Genomic DNA, 24,949 nt, shown 5'->3' on the forward strand with positions numbered 1-24,949 from the left:
CGGATCTCCTCGGCGGCGTCCACCTCCTCGCCGGGCCCCGCCTTGACCCCGCCGATGTCGATGATCGCCGCCCCCTCGTCGACGTCGGTGGCCCAGTGGACGCCGAGGTGCACCCGGCTGACGCCGACGGCCGTCGCCCAGAGGGCGAGGCACGCCGCCGCCGCGGTCACGGCGCCGGTCCGGCCGCCGGCGCGGATCAACAGCGCGGCGACGACCAGTCCGGCGGCGGTGGCCGCGGTCGCGGTGTGCCCCGAGGGGAAGGCGTGGTGGGAGGCGTGCAGCGCCCATTCCGCCTCCGGCGGCCGCGGCCGGGCGACGGCGGCCATGAGCAGGAACCGCAGCAGCTGGCCGGTGAGCAGCGCCGCGAGGAAGCCGGCCGCCCACAGCAGCGGTCGCGGGGTGGGCCGGCCGGCCCAGCAGCCGGCGGCCAGCACCATGGCGTAGGGCACCGGGCCGCTGCCGGTGTGGGTGACGGCGGTGGCGAACAACCGCGCGGCGTCGGGCCGGTGGCCGATGGCCCATTCCAGGGCGGCGCGGTCCACGGCGAACGGGCCGCCCGCTCGGACGACGAGGACGGTGAGCAGTGCCAGCGCCGCGGCGGCGACGGCGGCGGTCACCGCCGCGGGCACCGCGGAGCGCGGCGGCCCGGGGGTGCGCACCGCCGCGCCCGGTGGCGGTGACGGCGGCCCCCCGGTGCCGTACCGGCGACGCGGTGGGCGGCGCGAGGGAGTGCTCAGCCCTGCCACCGCCCCGTGGCGAGGAAGGCGTCGGCGGCGCGCCGGTGGGGCGCGATGTCCAGGCCCTGCTCGGCGAGCCAGGTGTCGGAGTAGTACTTCTCCAGGTAGCGGTCGCCCGGGTCGCAGAGCAGGGAGACCACGGAGCCGCGCTGCCCGTCGGCGAGCATCTCGGCGACCAGCTTCCAGGCCGCCCACAGCCCGGTTCCGGTGGAGCCGCCCGCGCGGTGGCCGCAGCGCTCCTCCAGGGTGCGGACGGCGGCGATGCTGGCGGCGTCGGGGACGCGCATCATCCGGTCGATGGCGTGCGGCAGGAAGCTGGGTTCCATCCGGGGGCGGCCGATGCCCTCGATGCGGGAGCTGCGGTCGCTGGTCGCGGTGGGGTCGGCGGCGGCCCAGCCGTCGAAGAAGCAGGAGTTCTCGGGGTCGGGCACGCAGACCCGGGTGTCGTACTGCATGTACCGGACGTAGCGCGCGACGGTGGCGGAGGTGCCGCCGGTGCCGGCGGTGGCGACGATCCACGTCGGCTCCGGGTACCGCTCCAGCCGCATCTGCTGGTAGATCGACTCCGCGATGTTGTTGTTGCCGCGCCAGTCGGTGGCGCGCTCGGCATAGGTGAACTGGTCCATGTAGTGGCCGCCGGTCTCGGCGGCGAGCCGGGCGGAGACGTCGTAGACGGTGCGGGGGTCGTCGACGAGGTGGCAGGTCCCGCCGTGCAGTTCGATCAGCCGGGTCTTCTCGGTGCTGGTCCCGGCGGGCATGACCGCGACGAACGGCACCCCGATCAGCCGCGCGAAGTACGCCTCGGAGACGGCGGTCGAACCGGACGACGCCTCGATGACGGGGCGTCCGGGTCGGACCCAGCCGTTGCAGAGCGCGTAGAGGAAGAGCGAGCGGGCCAGCCGGTGCTTGAGGCTGCCGGTGGGGTGGGTCGACTCGTCCTTCAGGTAGAGGTCGATGCCCCACTGCTCGGGCAGCGGGAAGCGCAGCAGGTGGGTGTCGGCGCTGCGGTTGGCGTCGGCCTGCACCTTGCGGACGGCGTCCTTCAGCCAGGAGCGGTAGGCCGGGTCGCTGCGGTCCAGGTCGAGGGTGGGCTCTGCCGTCGGCTGCGGGTGCTCGGTGCTCACGCGTCGATCGTATGCAATGCGCGGCGGGGAGCGGCGCGCGGTGGGGCGGACCCCGGGTGCGGGGACGCGCCGGGGCGCGACCCCGGTGGGTCCGCGGTGGAGTGTCGGTGGTGGGAGGCAGACTCGCCCCATGACCAGGGACGGCGGGCCGGCGGACCGGTGGGCGGTGGCGGTGGCGGACGACGGCTCGGCCCGGTACTGCCCGCTGACGCGGGAAGGGGCGGCTGCGGCGGAGCCCCGCACGGCGCCCGACGTGGCGGGCGCGCTGCGGGCGGCACCGCCCGCGACGCGCTGGGTGTGGCGCTCCACGGCGGAGGTGGCGCCCCCGGCGACCGGGGTGCACGTGGCGCGGTGCCACGACGTGGAGGCGGCCGAGGCGGTGCTCCTCGGCCACGAGGGTGCCTTCGGGGAGCCGCGGGGGCTGCCGGCCGCGTTCGCCCGGCTGCGGGGGCTGCCGGTGCCGGCCGATCGGCCCGCGGCGGCGCCGGGTGAGGGGCAGCCGTCGCTGTTCGAGGGCGCGGGGCTGTTCGGGGGCGCGGGGCGGCCGGGGCTGCCGCCGGGGACGGACCCGCTGGGCGCGCTGCTGGAGGTCTACGGCGGCCAGTTGCGCCGCACCGCCGCCACGCGGCACCCGGGTCGGCTGACGCTGCTGCTGGCCGCCGAGTCGGCGGGCATGCTGGTGGCTGCGGAGATGGACGCGGCGGGGCTGCCCTGGCGGGCCGACGTCCACCTCGCGCTGCTGGACGAGCTGCTCGGCCCCGCGCCGCCCGGCGGCCTGGAGCCGCGCAGGTTGACGGAGCTGGCGGCCGAGGTGTCGGCGGCGTTCGGGTTCCGGGTGCGGCCGGACCTGCCTGCGCAGGTGCTGGCGGCGTTCCGCAAGGCCGGGTTCCCGGTCCGGTCCACGCGCTCCTGGGAGCTGCGGCAGCTCGACCACCCGGCGGTGGCGCCGCTGCTGGAGTACAAGCGGCTGTACCGGGTGCACACCGCGCACGGCCGCGCCTGGCTGCGGAGCTGGGTGCACGAGGGCCGTTTCCGGGCGCGGTACGTGCCCGGGGGTGCGGCGTCGGGGCGGTGGACGACCAACGGCGGCGGCGCGCTGCAGATCCCGCGCGTGGTGCGGCGGGCGGTGCGGGCGGACCCGGGGTGGCGGCTGGTGGTGGCGGACGCGGCACAGTTGGAGCCGCGCGTGCTGGCCGCCGTGTCGGGCGATCCGGCGCTGGCGGAGGTGGCGGGGCAGGACGGCGACCTGTACGCGGCCCTGTCGCGGCGGTTGTTCGCCGGGGACCGCGAGCGGGCCAAGCTGGCGGTGCTCGGCGCGGTGTACGGCCAGACCTCGGGTGAGGGACTGCGGCATCTCGCGGAGCTGCGCGCCCGGTACCCGCTGGCGGTGCGGTACGTGGACGACGCGGCGGAGGCGGGCGAACGGGGCAGGCTGGTCCGCACCCATCTGGGTCGGACCTGCCCGCCGGCGGACGCGGGTGCGGGGGACGCGGGGTCAGCGGACGCGTTCCCGGAGAGCGGGGAGGCGCCGGCGGGCCGGGGTGCCGCGGCGCGGGCCCGCGGCCGGTTCACGCGGAACTTCGTGGTGCAGGGCAGCGCGGCGGAGTGGGCGCTGCTGATGCTCGCCGCGCTGCGCCGCTCGCTGGCGGGCACCCCCGCCGAGCTGGTGTTCTTCCAGCACGACGAGGTGATCGTGCACTGTCCGGCGGAGCAGGCGGACGCGGTGTCGGAGGCGGTGCGGGCCGCCGGGGAGGCGGCGGGGCGGCTGGCGTTCGGGCCCTCCCCCGTGCGGTTCCCGTTCACCGTCGCGGTGGTGGAGAGCTACGCGGACGCCAAGGGCTGAGCAGCGGCGCGAGTACGGTCCAGCCCCGGCCCCCGGCCGGGGCGGTCAGGGAGCGGACAGCGCGGTGGCCGGGTCGTCGAGGACGGGCTGCCAAGCCAACTCGGCGGCGCCGACGAGGCTGTTGTGGCCGAGTGAGCACGGCAGGATCGGCACGCTGCCGCTGCGCCCCCACAGGCTGCGGTCCGCGACGACCGACCGCAGGCGGTCGGGGGCGGCGGCGAGCAGGCTCTGGTGGAGCCCGCCGAGGATGATGCGGTCGGGGTTGAGGACGTTGACCATGGCCGCGAGGCCCTGGCCCAGCCGGTCGACCAGCTGCGCCACCGCCTCGGTGACGGCGGCCGCTTCGGGGTGGTCGCCGGCGAGCAGGGCGCGTGCCTGGTCCAGCGGCGACCGGGCGGGGTCGGGGGTGACGCCCGCGGTCTCCAGCAGGGCGAGGGGGTCGGTCTCGACGTCGAGGCAGCCGCGGGCACCGCAGTGGCAGGCGCGGCCGGCGGGATCGACGATCAGGTGGCCGACCTCCAGGGCGAGTCCGGCGCTGCCGGTGTGGAGGCGGCCGTCGAGGACGAGGGCGCCGCCGACGCCGCGGTGGCCGGTGGCCACGCAGAGCAGGTGGTGCGATCCCTGACCGGCGCCGTGGCGGTGCTCGGCGAGTGCGGCGAGGTTGACGTCGTTGCCGCAGCGGCCGGGGACGCCGACGCCCGCCTCGGTGAGGCAGTCGCGGAAGATGTCGTGGACCGGGGCGCCCGCGGGCCAGGCGACGTGCAGCGGGTTGAGCGCGGTGCCCTCGGGCTCGGCCACGGCCGAGGGGACGGCCAGTCCGGCGCCCAGGCAGCGGCGGCCGGTCGTGCGGAGGAGTTCCGCGCCGGCGGCGACGGCGTCGCCGATGATGCGGGCGGGGTCGGCGTCGACCGTCATGCAGGCGGGCGCGGTGGCGACGATGCGGCCGCCGAGGCCGACGAGCGCGACCCGGTAGCCGTCGGCGTGGACCTGCGCGGCGAGCACGACGGGCCCGTCGGCGGCGATGTCCAGGCGGTGCGAGGGCCGGCCCTGCGCGCCGGAGGCGGCGTGGGGGCGGGGGTCGACCGTGATCAGGCCGAGTGCCTGGAGCTCGGTGGCGACGGCGCCCGCGGTCGCCCGGGTGACGCCGAGCTCGGTGGTGAGGACGGCGCGGGTGGGGGCCCGCCCGGTGTGGACCAGTTCCAGGGCGGGGCCGAGGGCGCCGCGGCCGCGGTCGAGCTTGATTCGTGTCGGGGTCACCCCTCCATTCTCACTTTGTGCAGCCGTGAAACAAATCCGGGGAGCCGCGGGCAGCCGCACACCGCCGTCGAGCAGCGCCCGAGCAGCGCCCGGCACCGGCAGTGGGACAACGGCCGGGCCGGAGTGCCCGGTTGCCGCGCTCCCCCGCCCGGTGGCGGGCCACCGCCAGGAGGCGGTGCGTTGACAGCGCTGGGCGGCCGGGCGAGGCTTGCCCTCGTCCGCGACGGTCCGGTGCCCCGCCGCCCGGCGGCCGGAGCAGGGAGAGGCCGGGCCATGTGTTCCTCCTGCGGGGTCCCCGCGCACCTCCCGCCGTCGCACTCCGACCCCGCGCCGGTACCGCGTCCGCGGGCCGCGGCGGGCGGTGACGACGACGGCGCGGCGCCCCGCCGGTTCGCGGCGCTGCGCAATCCGCACTGCCGGCCGTACCTTTTCGGCACGGGCCTGGCGATGATGGCGGACAACGTGGAGCACGTCATCACCTACTGGGTGCTGTGGCAGGTCTTCGAGTCGCCGGCGCTGACGGGGTTCCAGGTCATCAGCCACTGGCTGCCGTTCCTGCTGCTGTCGGTCTGGTTCGGCGGTCTTGCCGACCGGTTCGACTGCCGCCGTGTCGTCCAGGCGGCGCAACTGCTCTTCATGGCGGTCTCCGCGGCGTGGGGTGTGCTGTTCCTCACCGACAGCCTGACCATGTGGGCGGCGTGCGTGCTGCTGGTGCTGCACGGCGTCGCCGGGTCGCTGTGGACCCCCGGCGAGCAGCTGCTGCTGTACGACTTCGTCGGGCCGCGGGAACTGCCCAGCGCGGTGCGGCTGAACGCGACGTTCCGCAACCTCGGGGTGCTGTGCGGGCCGGTGGTCGGTTCGGTGCTGCTGATCGGGCTGGGCCCGACCGCCGGGATCTTCGTCAACGTGCTGTTCTACCTGCCGCTGACGCTGTTCCTGCTGCGGACCCGGTTCACCGGGCACACCCGGGGCGGTGGCGGCCGGCCGCGTGTGGGGCTGGTGGAGTCGCTGCGGGTGCTGCGCGAGGTGCGCGGCGACCGGACGCTGGTCAGCATGATCGCGCTGGCCGGGCTGGCGTCCCTGTTCGTGGGCTCGTCGCTGGGGGCGGTGATGCCGGTCTTCGTCGACGACTTCGGTCTGTCGGACGCGGGGCTGGCCTACGGCATGCTGCTGTTCGCGAGCGGGGTGGGCGGCGTGGTCGGCGGTGTGCTGCTGGAGGCCACCGGCCGGGTCCGGCCCAGCCCTCGGGCGGCGGTGGCGAGCACCGCGCTGTACGGGGCGAGCGTCCTGGGGTTCGCCCTGACCCGCTCGTTCCCGCTGGCGCTGGTCCTGCTGCTGGCGGGAGGGGTGGCCAACCTGGCGTCGTCGTCGATCGCGCAGACGATCGTGCAGTTGCGGGCGCCCGACGGCGCGCGGGGGCGCGTCCTCGGCCTGTACGGCATGTCCGCCAACGGATTGCGGGTCGGCAGCGGGCTGACCGTGGGTGTGCTGGGCGCGGCGGCCGGGATGCGGTGGTCGCTCGGGGTGAGCGCGGCCGCCCTCTGCCTCGGGACGGTGTTCGTCGCGTTCCTGGTCCGCCGGTCGTCGCGGGCGCCGCAGAGCGGCTGAGCGGGTGAGGGGGCCGCACGGCGGGTGAGGGGCCGGGGCCGCCCCACCCGCCCGGTACGGGATCGCCCGGCGTCAGCGGCCGTCCTTGGTGGCGAGCACCCAGCGGTTGCCCTCCAGCGCGTCGTTCGGCTCCGGCAGCGGCCCCCGGCCGTGCCGCTGGGTGAACTCGAACGGGGTGTGCACCCGGGCGGACCAGTTCCGGGCCGTGAGCGCGCCGACGGAGTCCGGGCGCGGCGCGTGGTCGAAGAGGGAGAGCAGGTCGATGCCGATCTGGGCGTGGGTGGCGGTGTAGATGGGGCTGTCGCGGTAGGCCAGCAGGTCCTTCTCGACCTTCATCTCGAACGCCAGGGCGCTGCCGTCGGCGGTGAGCCGGTCCACGGTCTCGACGAGGTAGGTCTCCGCCTCCGGGGGGAGGTAGAACAGCAGCCCCTCGGCGAGCCAGATGCTCGGCGCTGCGGAGTCGAAACCGGCGCCGGTGAGGGCGGACACCCAGTCGTCGCGCAGGTCGACGGGGACGGCGACGCGTCCGCCGCGGGGGACGGCGGCCAGCTCGTCCAGGACCTGTTCCTTGAAGGCGAGGACGCCGGCGCGGTCGACCTCGTAGACCACGCTGTCGGTGGGCCGGTCGAGGCGGAAGGCCCGGGTGTCGAGGCCGGCGCCCAGCAGCACCACCTGGCGCGCCCCGGTGCCCAGGGCGCCCTGGACGAAGTCGTCGAGGACGCGGGTCCGCAGCCCGAAGTAGCGGGCGAACCTGCCCCACAGCGGGTTGGCGTCGCCGCCGTCGGCCTGCTCGACGCGGACCGGCCATCCCGCGCAGCCGGGCGCGGCGTGCACGAAGTGCTCCGCGAACGGGTCCTGCGCCAGGCTGTCGTGGCGGTGGGTCTCGATGGCGCGCGCGGCGGCGACCAGCAGCGCGGTCACGCCGACGCCGCCGTCCACCCCCTCGGTTCCGGTGTGCTCGCTCGCCGTGCCGACCATGGTTCCTCCGTTGACGGTTCGGGGTGGGGTGGCCGCCCGAGGGGCGGCGGCGCCGCTGCCGGCGCGCGGTCAGCCGCGCGGGGCGGCGGGGATCAGGACGGGCTTGACGACGCGGCCCTCGTCGCAGTCGCGTTCGGCCCGGTTGATGTCGGCCAGCGGGTAGGTGCGGATCAGCTGGTCGAAGGGGAAGCGGCCGGCCTGCCACAGCCGGAGCAGCCGGGGGATCAGCAGCGCGGGCACCGCGTCGCCCTCGCAGATGTGGCGCAGCGAGCGGCCCCGGTCGAGGGTGCCCGGTTCGAGGGCGAGAGGGGTGTGGAGCCGCGCCACGAGGCCGAGGGTGCCGGTGGGCCGCAGCGCGCGCAGCGTGTCGTTGATCAGCGCGGGCGAGGCGGTGGTGTCGAGCGCGTAGCGGGCGCCGCCGTCGGTGAGGCGGCGGATGCGCTCGGACAGCCCGCCGCCGCCCGCCGCGTCGGCCGGGAGCGGGAGCGGGAGCGCGCCGAACCGCTCGGCGAGGGCGAGCCGTTGCGGGTGCCGGTCGACGGCGACGGTGGTGATCCCGGCGGCGCCGGCGGCCATCACGGCTGCGAGGCCGACCGCTCCCACGCCCAGGACGACGAGGGTGTCGCCGGGTCCGGCGGCGAAGGTGTGGAGGACGGCGCCGGCGCCGGTGAGGAAGCCGCACCCGAGCGGCCCGAGCAGCTCCAGCGGCAGGGAGCGGTCGACCCGCACCGCGTTGCGGGCCTCGACGAGGGCGTACGCGGCGAAGGACGACTGCCCGAACCAGCGCGGTGCGAGCGCCGCCCCGGCGGTGTCGGTGAGCCGGGGCGCGGACTCCCGGCCGCCGAAGAGGTTGAGCGCGGCAAAGCTCTCGCAGTAGGCGGGGGCGGCGCCGCGGCAGTGCGGGCAACTCCCGCAGGAGTCGAAGCTCAGCACCACGTGGTCCCCGGCGGCCAGGTCGGTGCCGCCGCCGCTGCGCTCGACCACGCCGGAGCCCTCGTGTCCGAGGACGGCGGGCAGCGGGCTGCGGCCGTCGGAGCGGCGGACCGCGAGGTCGGTCCGGCACAGTCCGCCGCCCGCGATCCGGACGAGGACCTCGCCCGGACCCGGCTCGTCGGCCAGCGTGACGTCCTCGATCGTGAAGGGCGTGTCGGGTCCGCGCAGCACGGCGGCGGTGAACTGCACTCACGCCTCCGTGGGGCGGTGGACGACGAACGGGCGGAGGTTGCCGTACAGCCCCCAGGGGCCGCCGGCGACGCCGACGCCGCTGTCCTTGGTCCCGGCGAAGGGCTGGGCGAGGGAGAGTTCGGCGTGGTGGTTGACCCAGGCGGTGCCGCAGTCGAGCCGTTCCGCCACGGCCGCGGCGCGGTCGGCGTCGGTGCCCCAGACGGAGCCGCCGAGGCCGTACCCGGTGGAGTTGGCTGCCGCCACCGCCTCGTCGAGCGAGCGGTACGCCAGGACGGGCAGCACGGGGCCGAACTGCTCCTCGGTCACGACGGGGCTGTCGGGCGGCACGTCGGTGAGGACGGTGGGTGCGAAGAACCAGCCGGGGCGGTCCGGGCTTCGGCCGCCGGCCGCCGCGCGGGCACCGTCCGCCAGCGCGCGGGCGGTGAGCTCCGCCACCCGGTCGCGCTGGGCGGCGTTGTTGAGCGGCCCGATCCGGCTGGCCGGGTCGAGGCCGGGGCCGACGGCGGTGCTCCGGGCGCGCTCGGCGAGCGCCTCGACGACCTCGGCGTGGCGGCGGGCGGGGACGTAGACGCGTTTCACCGCCATGCAGACCTGGCCGCAGTTGCGGAAGGCGGCCCAGAACAGCCGGTCGGCGATCCGGTCCACCTCCACGTCGTCGAGGAGGACGGCGGCGTCGTTGCCGCCGAGTTCCAGCGTCACCCGGGCCAGTGTGGTCGCCGCGGCTCCGGCGACGGCACGGCCGGTGGGCACCGAACCGGTGAAGGTGACGTGGGCGATCCCCGGGTGGGCGGCGAGCCGCGCCCCCAGGGGTTCGCGTCCGGTGACGACGGTCAGCACGTCCTCCGGGAGCACGGCCGCGAGGGTCGCGACCAGCAGCCGGGTGGCGAGCGGAGTGTGGGGCGAGGGTTTGAGGACGACGGTGTTGCCCGCGGCGAGCGCGGGCGCCACCTTGGCGGCGGCGAGTTGCAGCGGGAAGTTCCACGGCACGATCGCGGCGACCGGGCCGAGGGAGCGCCAGCGGACCTCGCTGTGGACGGGCCGCCCGTCGTCGACCACCCGCGTCCGGGGCGTCAGGCCGGCGAACCAGCGCAGCCGCGCGGCGGTGCGGGCGACCTCGGCCCGCGACTCCGCCAGGGGTTTGCCCTGCTCGCGGGTGAGGAGAGGGGCGAGGTCGCCGGCGGCGGCCTCGACCGCGTCGGCGGCGGCGCGCAGCGCCGTCTCCCGGGCGGCCGGGGCCGACCGCCAGCCGGGCCAGGCCCGGCTGGCTCTGGCCACGACCGCGTCCAGCGCGTCGGCGGACTGGTCGGGCGCCTCGTCGAAGGGTTCGCCGGTGGCCGGGTCGGACACGGCGAACCGCGCGCCGCCGCGCGCGGTCGCCGCTCCGCCGGACGTGGCGGAGGTCGTCACGCCGCGGGCGAGGAGGCCGCGGGGACGCCGACGGCGGCCTCCCGGGACTGCCGGTCCATCTCGGCCCGGAAGGCGGCCACCAGTTCCGGTTTGATCCGACCGGCGTTGCGGTCCCCGCCCTCGCAGACGGCGCCCCGCACGCCGACGATGTCGGTGCCCATGCGGGTCAGCGCGCCGAGGTCGACCGCCTTGACACTGCCGGCGAGCGCGGCGAGCAGCCCGGCGGCGTGGGAGAGCCGGACGAACTCGGCGCAGGCGTCCTCCGAGAGGTGGTCGAACAGCCGGGTGCCGTCCTTGATGGCGGTGTCCAGCATGGCGGCGTCGGCGCCGGAGCGCGCCGCGATGTCGGGCAGCGCCAGCGGGTTGACGCAGCCGACGCGGTGGGCGTCGGCGTAGCCCGAGGCCACGACGAGGGCGTCGGGGCGGTGGTCCTTGACCGCCCGGACCACGGCGCGCATCACGTCGATGCCCTGCTCGGGAGTGGTGCAGCCGTACAGCCCGACCTTGATGTACGTCGCGCCGGAGACGACGGCGCCGAGCGCGGCCTGGGCGACGGTGCCGGGCTTGTACGGCACGTCCCCCACCGTCGCGGAGACCGGCTTGTCGGCCGGGACGGCGTCGCGGATCTCCCGGATCACCCACGGGAAGTTGGCGCCGAGCGAACCCTCGTCGGGCTTCTTCACGTCGACGATGTCGAGGTGGTCGGCGGCCTTCGCGCAGTCGAGGGCCTCGTCGAGGCCGTCCGGGGAGATGAGCAGCAACACCATGAGCTCCTTCCGGCGCACGCGTCCCCGAGCAGGGCAGGGGCGTGCGGGTCACCTGGTTCTCGTGCGGTGCCGCTCATCATTGACGGCGCCCCCGACCGCCGGTAGGGCGTGCGGTCGTCCGAGGAGCGCAAGCGGGCCCACCCGGCGCACGGCGCACACGCCGGTGCGGCGGGGAGGCGCTCCGACCTCCGGGACGGCCCGAGCACGCGGTCGGGAACCGCTGGCCCGGGCGGTGCGGGCTCTCTCCCCGCCTGCGGGATTGACTCCTCGCTGGGCCGCGTCGACGGTGGCGACCACCACGTACCTGGATCGTGACGCGGGTGCTCCCGCGTCCGAGGAGGGCTGTGCCGCCCCTGCCGGGGCCATGGCGGGAAGGAGGAGAACCGCTGGTCCTCCCGACAGGGGCGGGGCTTGGGGTCAGCGCAACCAGGAGGCGCGCAGCGGCTGCGGGGACCGCACAGGTCGGGCACGGCGGGCGGGTCGGACGGGCCGGATCACCGTCACGTCGCGGTCCGACGGCAGGCGCAGCTGCACACTGCGGTCGAGCTCCAGCCAGGTGGTGCCGAACCGGTGGGCCGCGGCGGTGACGCGTAGGCACGAGCCGCCCAGCGTCATGAAGTCGCCGGCACGTATCTCAACGGCGGGGCAGGACACCGCTGCGGCGCGCGGGTCATCGACGATCGACACGGCTGCTCCCGAAAGGGGCGAGGACGGGACGGAGGATAGGCCGAGCGGCCAGCGAGTAGAGGACTTCGACGTCGGCGGAACCGCAGACCCGGTCCGGGCCACGGGCGTTCGCACTGATCGGCTGGCCGCCGGCCAGGGCGGCGCACTGCACCGCATGGAACTCCGTATCGGCCACCCACTCCCGGAAGACCGTGGCGACCGGGGCCGCGTACCGGCACTGTTCCGCTGCGTGGTCGTCCTCGGCGGCATCGAGCACATCCGCGAGCCGAGTGGCCTGCTGGTGGAGCCAGCCAAGGGCTTCGTCGGGGGTGTCGGCCCAGGTGGTCGCCAGGTACCACTCCCCCGCCGCATCCGGCGACCGCGCAACCACCTCGCAGTGGTAGCCGTCCACATACCGCCCGGCGCTCACGAGCGGGACTCCGCCCGGTACGGCGTGGAGCTGAGCTCACGGAACCGGTCGTGGCCCGGATGGTCGTCCAGGTGAAGAACGGCCCACATCATGGCCGCATCCCCCGTCACCGCCTGCGGACCCATCTCCGCACAGACCTCGCACTGCGCCCGGAAGACCAACGGACCACGGGCCCGCACAAGAACCAGCCGCGCGAACCGATACCCACCACTCACCGCCGCCTCAACTCCTTCAAGTGCGCATCGACCAACCGACGCAACTCCGATGACCGAGCGAGAAGGTCAGGCAGCGCTTCCGGCGATACGTCGTCCGCCTGCGCGGAGACGGAAGGCGTCTCGGACCCGCCCTCGTCCCCGTCACCGATCGCCTGCCCGATGCGCTCGGGCGCCCGCCGGGACGCCCGCGCCTCACGCAGCACGGTGATGGCACCGCCTTGTTGGAGCTGCCGCAGTGCTTCGCGGAGTCTACGGCATGTAGAGCACTCACCCATCGCCACACCCCGCCGGCGAAGCCACCCGCAACGGTTCGGTGGAACGGGGCGTGGTCCCGGGGAGCAACCGGCCCACAGCCAGCAGACGCACCGAGCCGGGCCTCGCCGAGAGCCGTGCGCGGGGCGTGGCGACCACCGACAGCGCTATGACAACGGAGGTCAACGCGCTGCGCAACTCCTCAGCCGTAAGGGGCCCTTCGACCACGCGTTCAGCCGACATCAGCCGAACCCGCCTCACCAGCGGGTGGCAACAGCCAGCGGGCGGAAGCCCAGCACGCACAGCTACTCCTCTCCGTAGCGAAACCACTACCAAGCAGAGTCAGCGTGGCTTACAGTCAGGCGCCCATCAACGTGGCACCGACGGAGGACACCTTGGTAAACCGGAAGGAACTCAACCCCGAAGCGAGCCCGGAAGCCGCGTACGGTGCTCGTTTGCGCAGTGAGCGGGAGGCGCGGGGATGGAAGCAGGACGATCTGGCAGCACTGATCGGGTACACCGGACGACACGTTTCAGGGGTGGAAACTGGCCGGAAGCCCCCAACCCGTCGATTCTCGGCGGCCGTCGATGCGGCGATGGGGCTCGAAGGCGCGTCAGAGTCCTTCAAACGCGAGTGGGGGAAGATTGAGCACGGCGTACTGCTGCAAGGCTTCCCGGAGTACGTAGACCACGAAGGGCGGGCCGTAGAGATCAGGCTGTACGAGGTAGGCGTGATCCCGGGGTTGCTCCAGACATCGGAGTACGCCCAGGTCATCGAGAACGGCCACCTCCAGCGGGGCGCCATCACCGCCGAGCAAGCCGCAGAACGGCTCTCGTTCCTGGCGGGACGCCAGTCAGCTCTCCAACGGGATCGCCCTCCCATGATGTTGGTGGTCCTTGACGAGAGCTGCATCCGCAGAACAGTCGGAGGACCGGAGGTCATGGGCAGCCAGCTCGACTGGTTGGTGGAGTTCGCCGAACTTCCCAATGCCGTGCTCCAGATCGCCCCGTTCTCGATGGGTGAGCTACGACCGTTCAACCATTCCCTTGCACTGCTTACCCTGCGAGACATGTCGGCATTTGCTTACGCAGAGTCACAGATGCGAGGGCATCTTGAGCGCGATAACACTTACGTACTTCCGCTGCTCAAGGCATACCATCAGCTTCAGGGCGAAGCGCTGTCCCCAGCGGCATCCAAAGCCATGATCCGAGAGGCACGAAAGGGCACCCCATGATGACCAGGACCGAGTCTCCTCGGTGGTTCACCTCCTCCTACAGCGGCGGCGGCGGCCAGTGCATCGAGGTCGCCACGAACCTCGCAGCCTCGCGCGGCGTGGTCCCCGTCCGTGACTCCAAGACCCCTGCCGGCCCGGTTCTGAACGTCCCAGCCGGCGCGTTCGCCACGTTCGTTGCAGGCGCCAAGTCGGGTTCGCTTCACAGCTGAACGCAAGCGCCCTAGGAGCCCCATCGCGCTACGCGGCGATGGGGCTTCGCCACGCCCCGGCCGCCGCTTCCAAGGAGCGGAGTTGGCGCCCGTCACCACCGAGCAACAGGTACACCTCCCGAGGTCCCGCACGCCCGGGGAACAAGCTCTTCGGGGGAACCCACTACGGAAGCAACGGGAACGCTCCCGCATGCGCGGGGAGGAGCAGACCCCGCCCCTCGCTCGCTGACTCGAGAATACCCCCGCACGCGCGGAGAGGAGTCTCGTTCCATGACATCCGCCGCCCCAATGAAGGAACGAGCAGCCAGGCAGAATCGGGTCAGGCCACGGTCAAAACGACACGCCATCATCCTCACAGCCCGAGCAGAATGATCGGCCCACGGCGATACGCTCGATCGGCCGGAGTGCGCCGTCAAGCAGCGCGAAGGTCTTCGTGGAGGCGTTACGGGCGGCCTCGGCCAGCGTGGGGGCGAGAGCGACCGGGAGGTCGACAGCCTCGGAGGCGTAGCGCTGGGCGGCCGTGGTGCCGATAACGAACCCGGTGGCTAAAGGTTGTCCCGTAAATGATGTCGAGCGTGCTGGCTGACCTGGTTTGTGCGCCGGTCAGCCGGTGAGGGTGAGGTTCTGTAGGCGGGCGATGCCGAGCATGGCGTGGTGGACGCCGTCGCCTTTCAGGTAGCAGTCGCGGAGGATCTTCCAGGTCTTCATGCGGGCGAAGGTGCGCTCGGCGCGGGCGCGTACCTGGCGGTGCGAGGCGTTGTGCTCCTCTTTCCAGGCGGGCAGTTCGGTCTGGCCGGGGTCACGGCGGTGCGGGATGAGCAGGCCGGTGCCGCGATAGCCGCCGTCGGCGATGACGGTGGCGCGGCCGACGGCGGCCCTGGCGCCGGACAGTTCCCAGGCCTTGCAGTCGTTGCGGTTGCCGGGTAGCGGCCGGCCGACGGCGACGACCAGCCGGGTATCGGCATCGATGACTGCCTGGTGGTTGGTTGCGTAGCGCTGGTGGTTGGTGGCGTAGCGGTAGTTCTTCGACTGCTCGGCGACGGTGTGGTCGCGGGTGGGCGCCAGAGTGCCGTCGACAATGAGCACGGAGTCCTTGCGGAACTGTTTGCGCGGCTGCAGGACCAGGGCCGGTCCGAGGCGGTCGACGATGCGATCGGCGGCGGACTTGGAAATGCCGAACAACGGGGCGAGCTGCCGCAGGGTGAGGTTGGCCCGACAGTAGGCGGCGACCAGCAACACCCGGTCCTCCAACGGCCGGCTCCACGGCCGGCCCGCGCGCACCGGGGCCGCCCCATCGCGCCGCAGCGCGGTGACCAGCTTCCCGAACTACCGCGGGCTCAGCCCAGCGAACGGGGCTATCCAGGGCGGCTCCGACGCCGTGATCACACCAGCCACCGCAAGATCATCTCACTGCTGACCTGCACTTACGGGACAGACCTCATTTTGCTGGGCGTATGGGTGTGGGGTTGCGGAGGCGGGCCAGCGTGAGCAGAGCCTGGCGCCCCGTGTTCGGGCGTCGCCAGCGGGCCCTGATCACTGCCCGGCGCCGGCAGAGCTCGGTCGACAGCAGGCGCAAGGCAGGACACGTCCAGCCCGGACGGGTAGACAAGCACGTGCCCCCTCAGGGCGGGCGAGGCAATCTGGGCCGTGAACCCGTCTACCAGGGGCTTCACCACGCTGTCAGCCCAACCGCACTACTGGCCAGGCAGGTTGGAATCAGCTCGCTGGGAGGCACCCAGAAGGGAGCGCGCTGGCAGAACGATTCTCCTCTCCACCGGACTGGGATCCGACTGAAGATCCTTGAGCTGTTCGCGGTTCCCCTGCCGTGGACCGCTCCTCTCCGTCCAGCTCAAGCGCTCGGTCACACCCGCCAACGAGATCAAGGCTAAGCTAATGTACTGACTTGTGGGGGTGGGAGAGTGAAACCGCGCCTTGTCTTTGTCCACGGCGTCGGAGGTCCTCGTGATGCCAAAGCCGAGGGAGAGGAGTGGTTGCGGGCTTTGACGCGTGGGGCTTGGCGCGCCGGGCACTCCCGAGGTGTCTCCGCCCTAGTCGGCGGCTTGCACTCCTCGACGAGCTTTGCCTACTACGGCGACCTCTTCAGGAAGCCGGGGGCCCAGGGTGGCGCCGACTCGCTAGGAGCCGACGATGCCGCCCTCGTCGGCGAGCTACTCCTTGAGGCCATCAGGGATCACCTCGCCACCCCCGATCTCGCCGGGCAAGAGGAGCGAGTGTTACTACATGCCCAGGCTCAGCTCGCGCCGACCGGGCAGAGCCAAGGGTTCGGGAACATCGGTCGTCGAACGCTGAACGCCTTGACCACTCTCATGTCGACCCCAGGCCTGCGCTGGTTCGGCGGCATCGCGAGCTCTCAACTGACGCTGGCGACCCTCGGGCAGGTCGCTCGCTACCTAAACCGTGCGGAAGCGGATGCTACTGGCATTTCCCTTGACCGAAGAATCCGGGAGCGGGTAGCGGGCCATCTCGGCCTGAATGGCCCCACCGTGGTAGTCGCACACTCCCTCGGCACGGTCGTGGCCCTGGAGGCACTACACGAACACAAGGGAGACGTACCGCTGTTTGTCACACTCGGCTCACCCCTCGGAATGCGGACGGCTGTCCTACACCGCACGAGGCCACAGCCAGCTGGGACGCCCGAGACCGTCGGTCGCTGGCTCAACTTCTGGGACCGTGACGACGTGATCGCTGCCCGTCCCATACTGGAGCACTTCGTCCGCCCCAATGGAGCCGGGGTGGGCCCAGTGAGCGACCGCGTCGACTCGGACGGGCTTTGGGTGCATTCCGCAGTCAAATACCTAGCCCACCCTGCCATCGCCGGCCCTGTCGTTGAGGCCCTGGACACCCTCGCGGGTCAGTGACCAGCCGTCGTCACGCCCTGGTAATCGCGGCACAGTGCCGGACTGCGGGCCTATTGAGCGATCTAGACAATGCGGCGAGGTCTCTCCACGCCGCACTCACCGAGCCGAGCGGTGGCGCCTGCACGGTCTCGCACGCGCCGAGGAGTTTGCTGGTTGGGCATCCTGACCAATCGGAGATCGAACAGGAAATCCGTGATTGCGCACGCGCGGCTGGGGAGGCAGGCGCAGTACTTATCCTTGCCTTGCTCGGTCATGGAATTACCTCCGGTGGCAACCTCTACTTCATGGCCGGTAATTCACGGAGTGAGGAACTCACTACAACTGTTGATGTGGGCTCCCTGCTGAAACAGGTGATTGAGACGCCTGGCTTGTCTGGGCTCATCGCTATCATGGACACATGCTATGCGGCGGGCGCAGCGCCCGACGTTAAGGCCATCGCCAGCGGTATTCGGCAGGGCAACACACGACTGTCGCTGCTCATGGGTGCGGGACAAGCCGAAGAGGCATTCGAGCTGCGGTTCAGCAAAACCATCACCAAGATTGTCCAGGATGGTGTCGAGCAAGCCGCAGAACGACTATCCCCCGAGGCCGTCCTGCGAGCCGTCCGCCTGGACGGCGGCACCGTCGGTCAGGACATCTACCGAATGGACTGGGACGGCGCCCAGTTTCAGGAGATTGGTCTATGGCTGGCGTACAATCGGCGGCACACGGCGCGTCAGGTAGGGCGGCTGCTGGGCCCCCTGGCTTGTTCTGAATTGGATCAAGTGCTCCCTGCCTGGCGGGCCGTCCCAGGCGGCCTTGACGAGATGCGGCAACTTGAGGAGGTGGAGAAGGAGGCGCTCCAGTGGGAGCCTCAGCAGGGCGCACGGGCGCGCGCGCTGATCGAGGCCGTTCGGCACTGCATTCGCACCCGGGCCCTATTGGCTGCCTGGCCAGGTCGCGAACTGACTTCGAAAGTATTGAGGCGATCCCTCGTCGCTAGCACTCCGCAGGCTGACGGACTACCTACTGCTGCAGGCAACGACCTGCTGCGCGACGCGGTTGAGTACATACGACTGCGGGCTCCACGCGTGGGCCAACGTTCGGTGGTTCCTTTGGTGCAGTTCGTGACCTCCCTCGCAATGGCGACGGACGTGCCACCCGGCCACCCTGACCTCCGGCAGTGGGCCGTTGACTTAGGAGCGGACATCGACCTTAACGATGCCTGGGAGCAGTGGAAGGAGCGTGACCGCGACATGCGGCTGCGACTCATCATCTCCCTACACGCCGCGGTGAGCGACGAGTGGCCCGAATCCCTCACAGCGTGGCTGCTCGACGGCAAGAACCACTACCAGCATCGAGAGTTCGTCTGCCGCCCTGACCGCAGCGGAGTAGAACTACAGGTCGGCACAGCCCTGAGCTGGGCATCTGATCTCGCTGAGTCACTCGACGTCCCGTTGAAGCGGGTTGAGATCGCGGCCCCAGCTCAGCTGCTAGTTCGGTGGCGACCCGAGGAGACCTATTACGGCAGGCGACTCGGCGACCGGCACGATGTGGTCCTGCGCTGGAGCGAGCGAATGCAACCCCCCGAGCACCTCTTCTGGATCAATCACGAGGCCCGGCATAAGCTGCATGCGATGGCGGCTGCGGAGTGCGGGCAGCGGGTCCACTGGATTGAGGAGGCCGAAACCTGCCTTGATGGAGAGCTGCAGGACTGTTTGGAAAGTTGCCCGCACGACCAGGCGGTGGCACTCAGCCATCGCCCCGCGAAGCTTGGCGATATCATGGTGACCTTGTTGACCTCCTCGCCTATCGTCTTGTGGCCGGAGGAGGGCAGCAGCCAGGTTTCCGAGGATACCCGCCGCTATATCGACGAGAGTTGGCACCACCTGCCGGGAAAGTTCTCTTCGATGTACCGCGAGAGACGGCAGAACGGGTCCATGCAAAGCAAAGACTCCAGCCAACCGGGCCACGACGGCCTACACCGACTGCGAGCAGTCTGGGACGACCTGGACTATCTCGATTTCTGCCGTTGGTTCAAGAAGTACACGACTGAGGAGAGAAAACCCTGATGACCTGGCAGCCTTTCTACGCGGGGCACGGTCGCGCTCCCGAGCAGGCCCGTAGACTCGACCCTGCTCCGCCCTGGCGCGAGTTCCCCCGCAGACCTCTTCACAACGAGTTCGTTCCGTTGCCCGGTCTGGTAGAGGCTGTGAATGCCGCGCTGTTGCTGCGCCGTCCGCTGCTGCTGACCGGCCCGGCCGGATCTGGCAAGTCGACCGTGATCGAGCAGGTCGCCGTCGAACTCGGTTTGGGACCGGTACTGCGCTGGCACATCACCTCGCGTTCCACCCTGAGCGACGCTCTCTACCGGTACGACGCGCTCGGCAGGATCCACGCCCAACGGCTGGAAGGCCGGGATGGCAGCGATGACATTACCCCCTTTCTCCGCATGGGCCCCCTTGGCACGGCCCTGTTGCCATCGAAACACTCAAGGGCTCTGCTAGTGGACGAGATCGACAAGAGCGACCTTGACCTCCCAAGCGATCTGCTGGATGCACTGGAACGTGGGGAGTTCGAAATCCCCGAGCTCGCCCGCTACACAGAGGATGTGGTCCATATCCGCGAGTGGGACGGCGACCGTCGGCACCAGATCGTGCGGGGTAGGGTGCAATGCTCCGAGTTCCCGTTCATCGTAATGACCAGCAACGGTGAACGCGAATTCCCAGCCGCGTTCCTACGGCGCTGCGTCCGCTTCACGATGCCGCAGCCCACGGTCGAAATGCTGACGAGGGTTGTCACCGCGCATCTCGACGATGGCGCCGCAGGGTCGGCCACCTCGCAACAGCTAATCGCCACATTTGTCGCCCGACTGGAAAAGGGCGAAAATCTGGCGGTGGACCAACTACTCAATGCAGTTTACCTTTTGAGTACGAGCATCGCACCTGATGAGGGCCGACGGCGAGACATCGAGGAGCTGCTGCTGCGTGAACTGTCCCGCGCCTGAGATGTCTGAGGGCCTGCCCCGGGTGCTGGCAGCGTTAGGGACGGCTGCACCAGACTTGGACGGGACCGCCATGGCGGAAGTACTGTGGCTGGCCTCGCGAATGGCCAGTGACACAAGCACGGGCCAAGACCTAGCGGAGTCGCGGGGTGTCTTGCCAGCGACCGCTGCGGTCCCGCCGGCCCCTACACCCGACCACACTGGAACAGCCCTTATGGCTGATGCGCCCGTCGTACAGTCTGGCACGTCTCAGCCGGAGACTGTCAGGACCGCGCAGGTCACCAATCATGCCCTGCATGTACGCAGTGTTGGCGGGCCGGATCGGCTCCGAGGTACCGCAGTATCGGTACGTCGTGCGGCAGCGCTCCCGTATGCCCTTGAGCTGACTCGTGCACTACGGCCATGGAAGCGGCGGTGGAACGAAGGGCGGAGGGCCGAGCTCGACGTCAATCTAACCGTCGCTAGCTACGCGCGGAGCGGCCACCTGATCCCCGCGTTCACCCCCGCCCCCGAGCGGTGGTTTGACGTGACGTTCGTCATTGACGGTTCCCCCGGCATGCGAGTGTGGCGAGAGACGCTGAGAGAGTTGACCGCGCTCTTCGCCAGAACTGGTGCCTTCCGCACGCTACGGGTTCGCGATCTCTTGTTCCGAACAGACGGCAGCCCCATCTCTCCGGGCCAGCTTGGATCCCCTGACGGCAGGGCGCTCGTGATCCTCGTTTCCGACTGTGCGGCCAATGCCTGGCGGCAGCCCGAGATTTGGCAATTGATGCACGCCTGGGCGGGCACTACGCCGGTTGCCTTGCTCAACCCGTTGCCAACCCGCTTGTGGCGTAGCACCGGTCTCGACCTTCCACTTGTGAGGGTCACCCCGACTGTCCTTGGCCCGTACGGCGCCAGGCTCCCCTACGATGCCCCGCCGCTACTCGGCCAGGGCGCGTTCGGCAGACCCGGCTCCTGGCAGCCGGTCCCCGTCCTGTCTATGTCACCGCACAGCATTGGGCGCTGGTCACGCGCAATGATGCGCAACGATCCGACGGGCTGCACGGCTGTGCTCGTACCGCTAAGGGGGCGTCTGGCTGCGCACAACGTTCCAGCCGCCCAACCCGTACCGCCCGAGGTCCGCGCGCACGGGTTCCTCCGCACCGCCAGCATGGCGGCGGTCAGACTCGCAGTGCTCTGCGCCACATTCGATCGGCTGCCCTTGGCAGTGCTGCACCTTGTCCGGGAGGCGCTCGTGCCGGACGCGGCCACTGCGGACGTGGCAGAGCTGGTCACCAGCGGACTGTTCGAGATCACGGGTGAGGGCGACTCGATCGAACTTTCGCTAATCGGGGCTGCCCAGGAGGCGCTGAGGGAAAGACTAACTAAGGACGACGTGTGGCGGATGGGAGATGCACTCGACCGTCATATCGCCAAGCGTCTGAGCGGCCGGGAACTGACATCTGTAGTGTCTGACCCGTCTGCTTCAGGAGAACTGCACGCAGAAATCTACCCGTTCGCCCGAGCCTCGCGGCAGACCCTTGATCTGCTGGGCGTACAAACGCCGGAGCAGGTCGTCGCTCCCGAGAGGACCCATGATGAACCCCGCCTGGCGCCTCTACCCCGGCATGACGCCCAGTCGGGGGTGAGTTTCGCACTGCGTCTTGCTCTTGGCCTGCTACCGACGGACCGTCAACCAACTCCACTGGAAATTACAGCCTGCGCGGACACCGTCGCAAGGGTGCTTGCTGGACAAGGAAAGACGGTAGACCGTGTGGCCCTGCTGAGGGAGATCCAGACTCAGGTGGTCGCATTTCAAGAACCCGCAGCGGTTCTAGACAACGACCGCGGCCATCTGCCGTGGCTAAGGCGCGATACAGGTACCCACCACTGGGACTTCTGGGAGCGGTACGAACGGTTTCTTCGCGAGGCCCGGGGCGTGCCGCCCCGCGTGGCACAGCGTCTTGACGAGAGCACAAATGACGTACTGGCCCGTCTCGAAGATCCACGGCGCCCCGGGGCTTGGCGGCGTACTGGCCTGGTCATCGGGCAGCCTCAGTCGGGCAAGACCAGCCACTACATCGGCCTCGCGGCCAAGGCCGTCGACGCGGGTTACCGCCTGATCGTGATCATAACCGGCCCTCACAACGCTCTGCGAACACAAACGCAATTGCGCGTCGACGAGGGGCTACTGGGTTTTGACTCCCAGTATCAGATGTTCTCTGACGTGCCGAATGGAGATACCGCCGAGCGCCGGCTCGGCGTTGGCGCCCTACCTAAAGCTAAACCATTGAGCATTGTTTCCATGACCAACAGCAGCGAGAAGGGTGATTTCAGCCCAAAACCCCTAAAAATTCATGGGTTCGATTTTCGAGAGCGGGCGCTTCCCCTTGTCTTCGTGGTAAAGAGAAACTCGCGAGTCATGGAGAACCTCAAAGCCTGGCTCACGGAGCAGTACGGAAGAGTTGATCATGCCACGGGAGGAGACTCCGTGGTGGATGTCCCCATTCTCATCGTGGACGATGACGTAGATAGATATTACGCCCCTTTGAATTCAGCCCCGGACAACAGCCTTCCAGTCACAGGGCGAAGCATTCGCAGATTCCTGGCAACTTTTCAAAGGTTCGCGTATATCGGGTATGTGTCTACCCCACTCGCCGGAATGTTCCTTGAAGCAGATAAGCACAGCAAAGAGGTCAGCTCTAGTCTTTTTCCGCACAGCTTTTTGTACAGCCTTCGTGCACCGTCGAACTATCTAGGACCGGAACGCCTCTTCATTACGCAGGGTGAGGGCAGGAGTGCAGCGCCGACCGAAGTGCTCCCCCTCGTACGACGCGTCACAGACCATAAAAACTGGGTGCCGTCACAACACTCGGCGAAGCACGTGCCGGGCGCAGAACTTCCCGACTCGCTGAGTGAAGCGATTGACGCCTTTATTGTTTCCTGTGCCGCGCGTCGAGCAAGAGGTCAGATCTCGGTGCATAACTCCATGCTCGTGTCGGTCAGTCGCTTTACCAGAGTGCAAGCCCAGGTATTCGATCAGGTCTGTGCCCGTATTGGCTACGTTATAGATATCCTGCAGAATGGGCGCAGCCCCGCAGCAGTTCAACAGATGGCCGCCCTCCGGAACCTGTGGCTGTCAGACTTCTCACCTACGAGCGAAGCTCTCTCCTCTAGCGATGCCGCGAGGACTTCATGGGAGGAAGTTGCGGAACATCTGATCCCTGCGATGAGGAAGATCCAGATCCGTGCAGCCAATGGCGGGTCTCGTGATAGCCTCGCGTATTCTGAGGGTGAAGCTGCTGGCTTGAATGTCGTAGTGATCGCCGGCGCCCAGCCCTCTTGGGGGCTTACACTCGAAGGCCTCACAGTCGGCTACGTCCTTCCCTCGTCATCCACACACGAGTCCCTGCTGCAGCTGGGCAGGTGGTTCGGATATCGAATCGGATACGAGGATCTGTGCCGCCTCTATACAACTCCCGAGCTCGAGGGCGCCTACGTCGAGGTTGCCACGATGACTGGCAAGCTGCATCAGGCTATCGAAGAAACGGCGCGCCTCGGGCTTACGCCTCAGGAGTTCGGACTGAGGGTCCGCGCGCAGCAATCGCCCGGCAAGTGAACACGGTCAGTAGGTGATATGCGGTGGCCCGGGGGCAGAGCCTGACGACCTGCGCTGAGCCTTCACAACCAGGAGCCGATCGCTCCGCGACGACGGCGCAGCTGCTGCGCAAGGAAGCGCATGGTGGAGCTGGACACGTCGTCACCGGGCGGGTAGGCAAGCATGTGAAGCCTCTGGTGGAACGGGCGATCTTGGTCGTGAACCCGCCTACCAGGGGCTTCACCCCGTTATCAGCCCAATCACACAACCCACCAGGGGGGCTGGAATCAGCTTATTCGCACACAAGGGCGGGAACACCCCTGCATACGCGGGGAGGAGCGACGACGCCAGCGCCTACCCGCGCGTCACTGGGGAACACCCCCGCATGCGCGGGGAGGAGGTGGCGGATGACGAGTTCGGCCCGGCGGGTCGGGGAACACCCCCGCATGCGCGGGGAGGAGGGACCCCGGGGGATTTGCGGGACGACCTGCGCGGGAACGCCCCCGCATGCGCGGGGAGGAGACGAGTTGACCACTATTTCGCTCCCCTTCCGTGGGAACACCCCCGCATGCGCGGGGAGGAGGCTCGGGTGGGGGCTGCTCGTCGCCACCATGGGGGAACACCCCCGCGTGCGCGGGGAGGAGGGCACCGCTCGGATGAGGACTGGGCGCGCGACGGGAACACCCCCGCATGCGCGGGGAGGAGGTGGTGGCCCCGGCGGCCCACCCGCCGGCCGCGGGAACACCCCCGCATGCGCGGGGAGGAGTGCATGTCCGCGACGTCGTCGTACTCGTCGTCGGGAACACCCCCGCATGCGCCGGGAGGAGGGGACCCGATCCCCGCCGGGGTCCGCCGCGTGGGGAACACCCCCGCATGCGCGGGGAGGAGCAGCTCACCGCGGATCGGCGCCATGCGGTCCAGGGAACACCCCCGCATGCGCGGGGAGGAGAGCGGGGAGTTCCTGGGCGTCATGGGCGTCCGAGGGAACACCCCGCATGCGCGGGGAGGAGCTCGCGGCCATCGGCGGGCTCTTCGGCGACGTGGGAACACCCCCGCATGCGCGGGGAGGAGCCACCGTCCGCCCGGTGCATCATCCGCCAGTAGGGAACACCCCCGCATGCGCGGGGAGGAGTGGAGATCCCGCTCGACGAGAACGGTCAACCCGGGAACACCCCCGCATGCGCGGGGAGGAGTCAACGGCATGGTGGCGTGGCTGGCCGACGGCAGGAACACCCCCGCATGCGCGGGGAGGAGGACCATCTCACCGTCACCCACATCGCCGAGATGGGAACACCCCCGCATGCGCGGGGAGGAGCGGACCCTCCAGATGACGCTGGGGGAAGCGCTGGGAACACCCCCGCATGCGCGGGGAGGAGTTGCAGCGGGTCATACGGGCGCCCGTGGCCTTGGGAACACCCCCGCATGCGCGGGGAGGAGTCCGGGCGGCCCAGCAGCGCGTCGAACGCCGCGGGAACACCCCCGCATGCGCGGGGAGGAGCAGCGCGGTGACGTGAGGCGGTCCAGCTTCGCGGGAACACCCCCGCATGCGCGGGGAGGAGACGGTTGCGTCACGTAGCGTCTTGTGTGTAGCGGG

Annotated in this window: 18 protein-coding genes, 4 pseudogenes and 1 CRISPR repeat array (1 of these 23 cut by a window edge); of the genes and pseudogenes, 8 read left to right on the forward strand and 14 right to left on the reverse strand. The window is 70.5% G+C overall.

Going from position 1 to position 24,949, the window contains the following annotated elements; all coding sequences use genetic code 11:
• A partial coding sequence (locus HCN56_RS27220) for a phosphatase PAP2 family protein (RefSeq protein ID WP_209312504.1) occupies positions 1 to 617 on the reverse strand: 617 nt, incomplete at its 3' end.
• Between the two features lie 116 nt (positions 618 to 733).
• Positions 734 to 1,861: an L-cysteine desulfhydrase Cds1 gene (gene cds1 / locus HCN56_RS08460; RefSeq protein ID WP_312871132.1), complete on the reverse strand. Its 1,128-nt coding sequence runs from the start codon at positions 1,859 to 1,861 to the stop codon at positions 734 to 736.
• A gap of 130 nt (positions 1,862 to 1,991) precedes the next feature.
• On the opposite strand from cds1, the gene HCN56_RS08465 reads away from it, so the two are divergent.
• Positions 1,992 to 3,704 (forward strand): bifunctional 3'-5' exonuclease/DNA polymerase, encoded by a 1,713-nt coding sequence (locus HCN56_RS08465; RefSeq protein WP_167968883.1) that lies wholly within the window; start codon positions 1,992 to 1,994, stop codon positions 3,702 to 3,704.
• A 45-nt stretch (positions 3,705 to 3,749) separates the two neighbouring features.
• Here the strand turns inward: HCN56_RS08465 and HCN56_RS08470 are convergent, their stop codons facing one another.
• The gene (locus HCN56_RS08470; RefSeq protein WP_376770856.1) at positions 3,750 to 4,997 is read right to left on the reverse strand and encodes an ROK family protein; all 1,248 of its coding nucleotides are present in this window, start codon (positions 4,995 to 4,997) and stop codon (positions 3,750 to 3,752) included.
• A gap of 237 nt (positions 4,998 to 5,234) precedes the next feature.
• Here HCN56_RS08470 and HCN56_RS08475 point away from each other — a divergent pair, with 237 nt between their 5' ends.
• A complete protein-coding gene (locus HCN56_RS08475; protein ID WP_167968885.1) occupies positions 5,235 to 6,569 on the forward strand; it encodes an MFS transporter in 1,335 nt (444 codons plus the stop codon).
• Positions 6,570 to 6,641: 72 nt separating this feature from the next.
• On the opposite strand, the gene HCN56_RS08480 is transcribed toward HCN56_RS08475, so the two are convergent.
• From HCN56_RS08480 to HCN56_RS08510, 7 genes are all read right to left on the reverse strand, one after another.
• Positions 6,642 to 7,547 (reverse strand): class I SAM-dependent methyltransferase, encoded by a 906-nt coding sequence (locus tag HCN56_RS08480; protein ID WP_167968886.1) that lies wholly within the window; start codon positions 7,545 to 7,547, stop codon positions 6,642 to 6,644.
• Positions 7,548 to 7,616: 69 nt separating this feature from the next.
• Positions 7,617 to 8,729 carry an NAD(P)-dependent alcohol dehydrogenase gene (locus HCN56_RS08485; protein WP_167968887.1) on the reverse strand — a complete coding sequence of 371 codons (1,113 nt, stop codon included), beginning with the start codon at positions 8,727 to 8,729 and terminating at the stop codon, positions 7,617 to 7,619.
• On the reverse strand, positions 8,730 to 10,139 hold the full coding sequence (locus tag HCN56_RS08490; protein ID WP_167968888.1) for an aldehyde dehydrogenase family protein: 1,410 nt from the start codon (positions 10,137 to 10,139) through the stop codon (positions 8,730 to 8,732).
• Positions 10,136 to 10,903 carry a (5-formylfuran-3-yl)methyl phosphate synthase gene (locus HCN56_RS08495; RefSeq protein WP_167968901.1) on the reverse strand — a complete coding sequence of 256 codons (768 nt, stop codon included), beginning with the start codon at positions 10,901 to 10,903 and terminating at the stop codon, positions 10,136 to 10,138. The genes HCN56_RS08490 and HCN56_RS08495 overlap by 4 nt, the downstream gene beginning before the upstream one ends.
• A 420-nt stretch (positions 10,904 to 11,323) precedes the next feature.
• Positions 11,324 to 11,593, reverse strand: coding sequence for a hypothetical protein (locus tag HCN56_RS08500; RefSeq protein WP_167968889.1), 270 nt, complete (start codon positions 11,591 to 11,593; stop codon positions 11,324 to 11,326).
• Complete coding sequence (locus HCN56_RS08505; protein WP_167968890.1) at positions 11,577 to 12,002, reverse strand: hypothetical protein; 426 nt, start codon at positions 12,000 to 12,002, stop codon at positions 11,577 to 11,579. Before HCN56_RS08505 ends, HCN56_RS08500 begins: the two co-directional genes overlap by 17 nt.
• Complete coding sequence (locus tag HCN56_RS08510; protein WP_167968891.1) at positions 11,999 to 12,217, reverse strand: DUF7848 domain-containing protein; 219 nt, start codon at positions 12,215 to 12,217, stop codon at positions 11,999 to 12,001. Before HCN56_RS08510 ends, HCN56_RS08505 begins: the two co-directional genes overlap by 4 nt.
• A 647-nt stretch (positions 12,218 to 12,864) precedes the next feature.
• Between HCN56_RS08510 and HCN56_RS08515 the strand changes: the two genes are divergently transcribed.
• Both HCN56_RS08515 and HCN56_RS08520 read left to right on the forward strand, forming a co-directional pair.
• Positions 12,865 to 13,704: a helix-turn-helix domain-containing protein gene (locus tag HCN56_RS08515; RefSeq protein WP_167968902.1), complete on the forward strand. Its 840-nt coding sequence runs from the start codon at positions 12,865 to 12,867 to the stop codon at positions 13,702 to 13,704.
• Positions 13,704 to 13,913 (forward strand): DUF397 domain-containing protein, encoded by a 210-nt coding sequence (locus tag HCN56_RS08520; RefSeq protein WP_167968903.1) that lies wholly within the window; start codon positions 13,704 to 13,706, stop codon positions 13,911 to 13,913. The genes HCN56_RS08515 and HCN56_RS08520 overlap by 1 nt, the downstream gene beginning before the upstream one ends.
• A 357-nt stretch (positions 13,914 to 14,270) precedes the next feature.
• Here HCN56_RS08520 and HCN56_RS27505 read toward each other — a convergent pair.
• The 3 pseudogenes from HCN56_RS27505 to HCN56_RS26315 all read right to left on the reverse strand — a co-directional run.
• Positions 14,271 to 14,471 (reverse strand): annotated as a pseudogene (locus HCN56_RS27505) (IS5/IS1182 family transposase); the annotation flags it as partial.
• 45 nt (positions 14,472 to 14,516) lie between these two features.
• A pseudogene (locus tag HCN56_RS08525) lies at positions 14,517 to 15,308 on the reverse strand (transposase).
• Between the two features lie 61 nt (positions 15,309 to 15,369).
• Positions 15,370 to 15,526 (reverse strand): annotated as a pseudogene (locus tag HCN56_RS26315) (IS5/IS1182 family transposase); the annotation flags it as partial.
• A 447-nt stretch (positions 15,527 to 15,973) separates the two neighbouring features.
• Between HCN56_RS26315 and HCN56_RS08530 the strand changes: the two are divergent.
• From HCN56_RS08530 to HCN56_RS08545, 4 genes are all read left to right on the forward strand, one after another.
• Complete coding sequence (locus tag HCN56_RS08530; protein ID WP_245246390.1) at positions 15,974 to 16,792, forward strand: alpha/beta hydrolase; 819 nt, start codon at positions 15,974 to 15,976, stop codon at positions 16,790 to 16,792.
• Between the two features lie 53 nt (positions 16,793 to 16,845).
• Positions 16,846 to 18,843: a vWA-MoxR associated conflict system protein gene (locus tag HCN56_RS08535; protein ID WP_245246391.1), complete on the forward strand. Its 1,998-nt coding sequence runs from the start codon at positions 16,846 to 16,848 to the stop codon at positions 18,841 to 18,843.
• Entirely contained in the window at positions 18,843 to 19,778 is a 936-nt protein-coding gene (locus tag HCN56_RS08540; protein WP_167968894.1) for an AAA family ATPase, read from the forward strand. The genes HCN56_RS08535 and HCN56_RS08540 overlap by 1 nt, the downstream gene beginning before the upstream one ends.
• A gap of 70 nt (positions 19,779 to 19,848) precedes the next feature.
• Positions 19,849 to 23,376: an SAV_2336 N-terminal domain-related protein gene (locus tag HCN56_RS08545; protein ID WP_280923251.1), complete on the forward strand. Its 3,528-nt coding sequence runs from the start codon at positions 19,849 to 19,851 to the stop codon at positions 23,374 to 23,376.
• 65 nt (positions 23,377 to 23,441) lie between these two features.
• On the opposite strand, the pseudogene HCN56_RS26320 reads toward HCN56_RS08545, so the two are convergent.
• A pseudogene (locus HCN56_RS26320) lies at positions 23,442 to 23,540 on the reverse strand (IS5/IS1182 family transposase); the annotation flags it as partial.
• A 125-nt stretch (positions 23,541 to 23,665) separates the two neighbouring features.
• Positions 23,666 to 24,949: a CRISPR direct-repeat array (repeat unit 29 nt; unit sequence GGGAACACCCCCGCATGCGCGGGGAGGAG) (it continues 89 nt past the right edge of the window).

The organism is Streptomyces lonarensis (assembly GCF_012033735.1).
Lineage (GTDB): Bacteria > Actinomycetota > Actinomycetes > Streptomycetales > Streptomycetaceae > Streptomyces > Streptomyces lonarensis.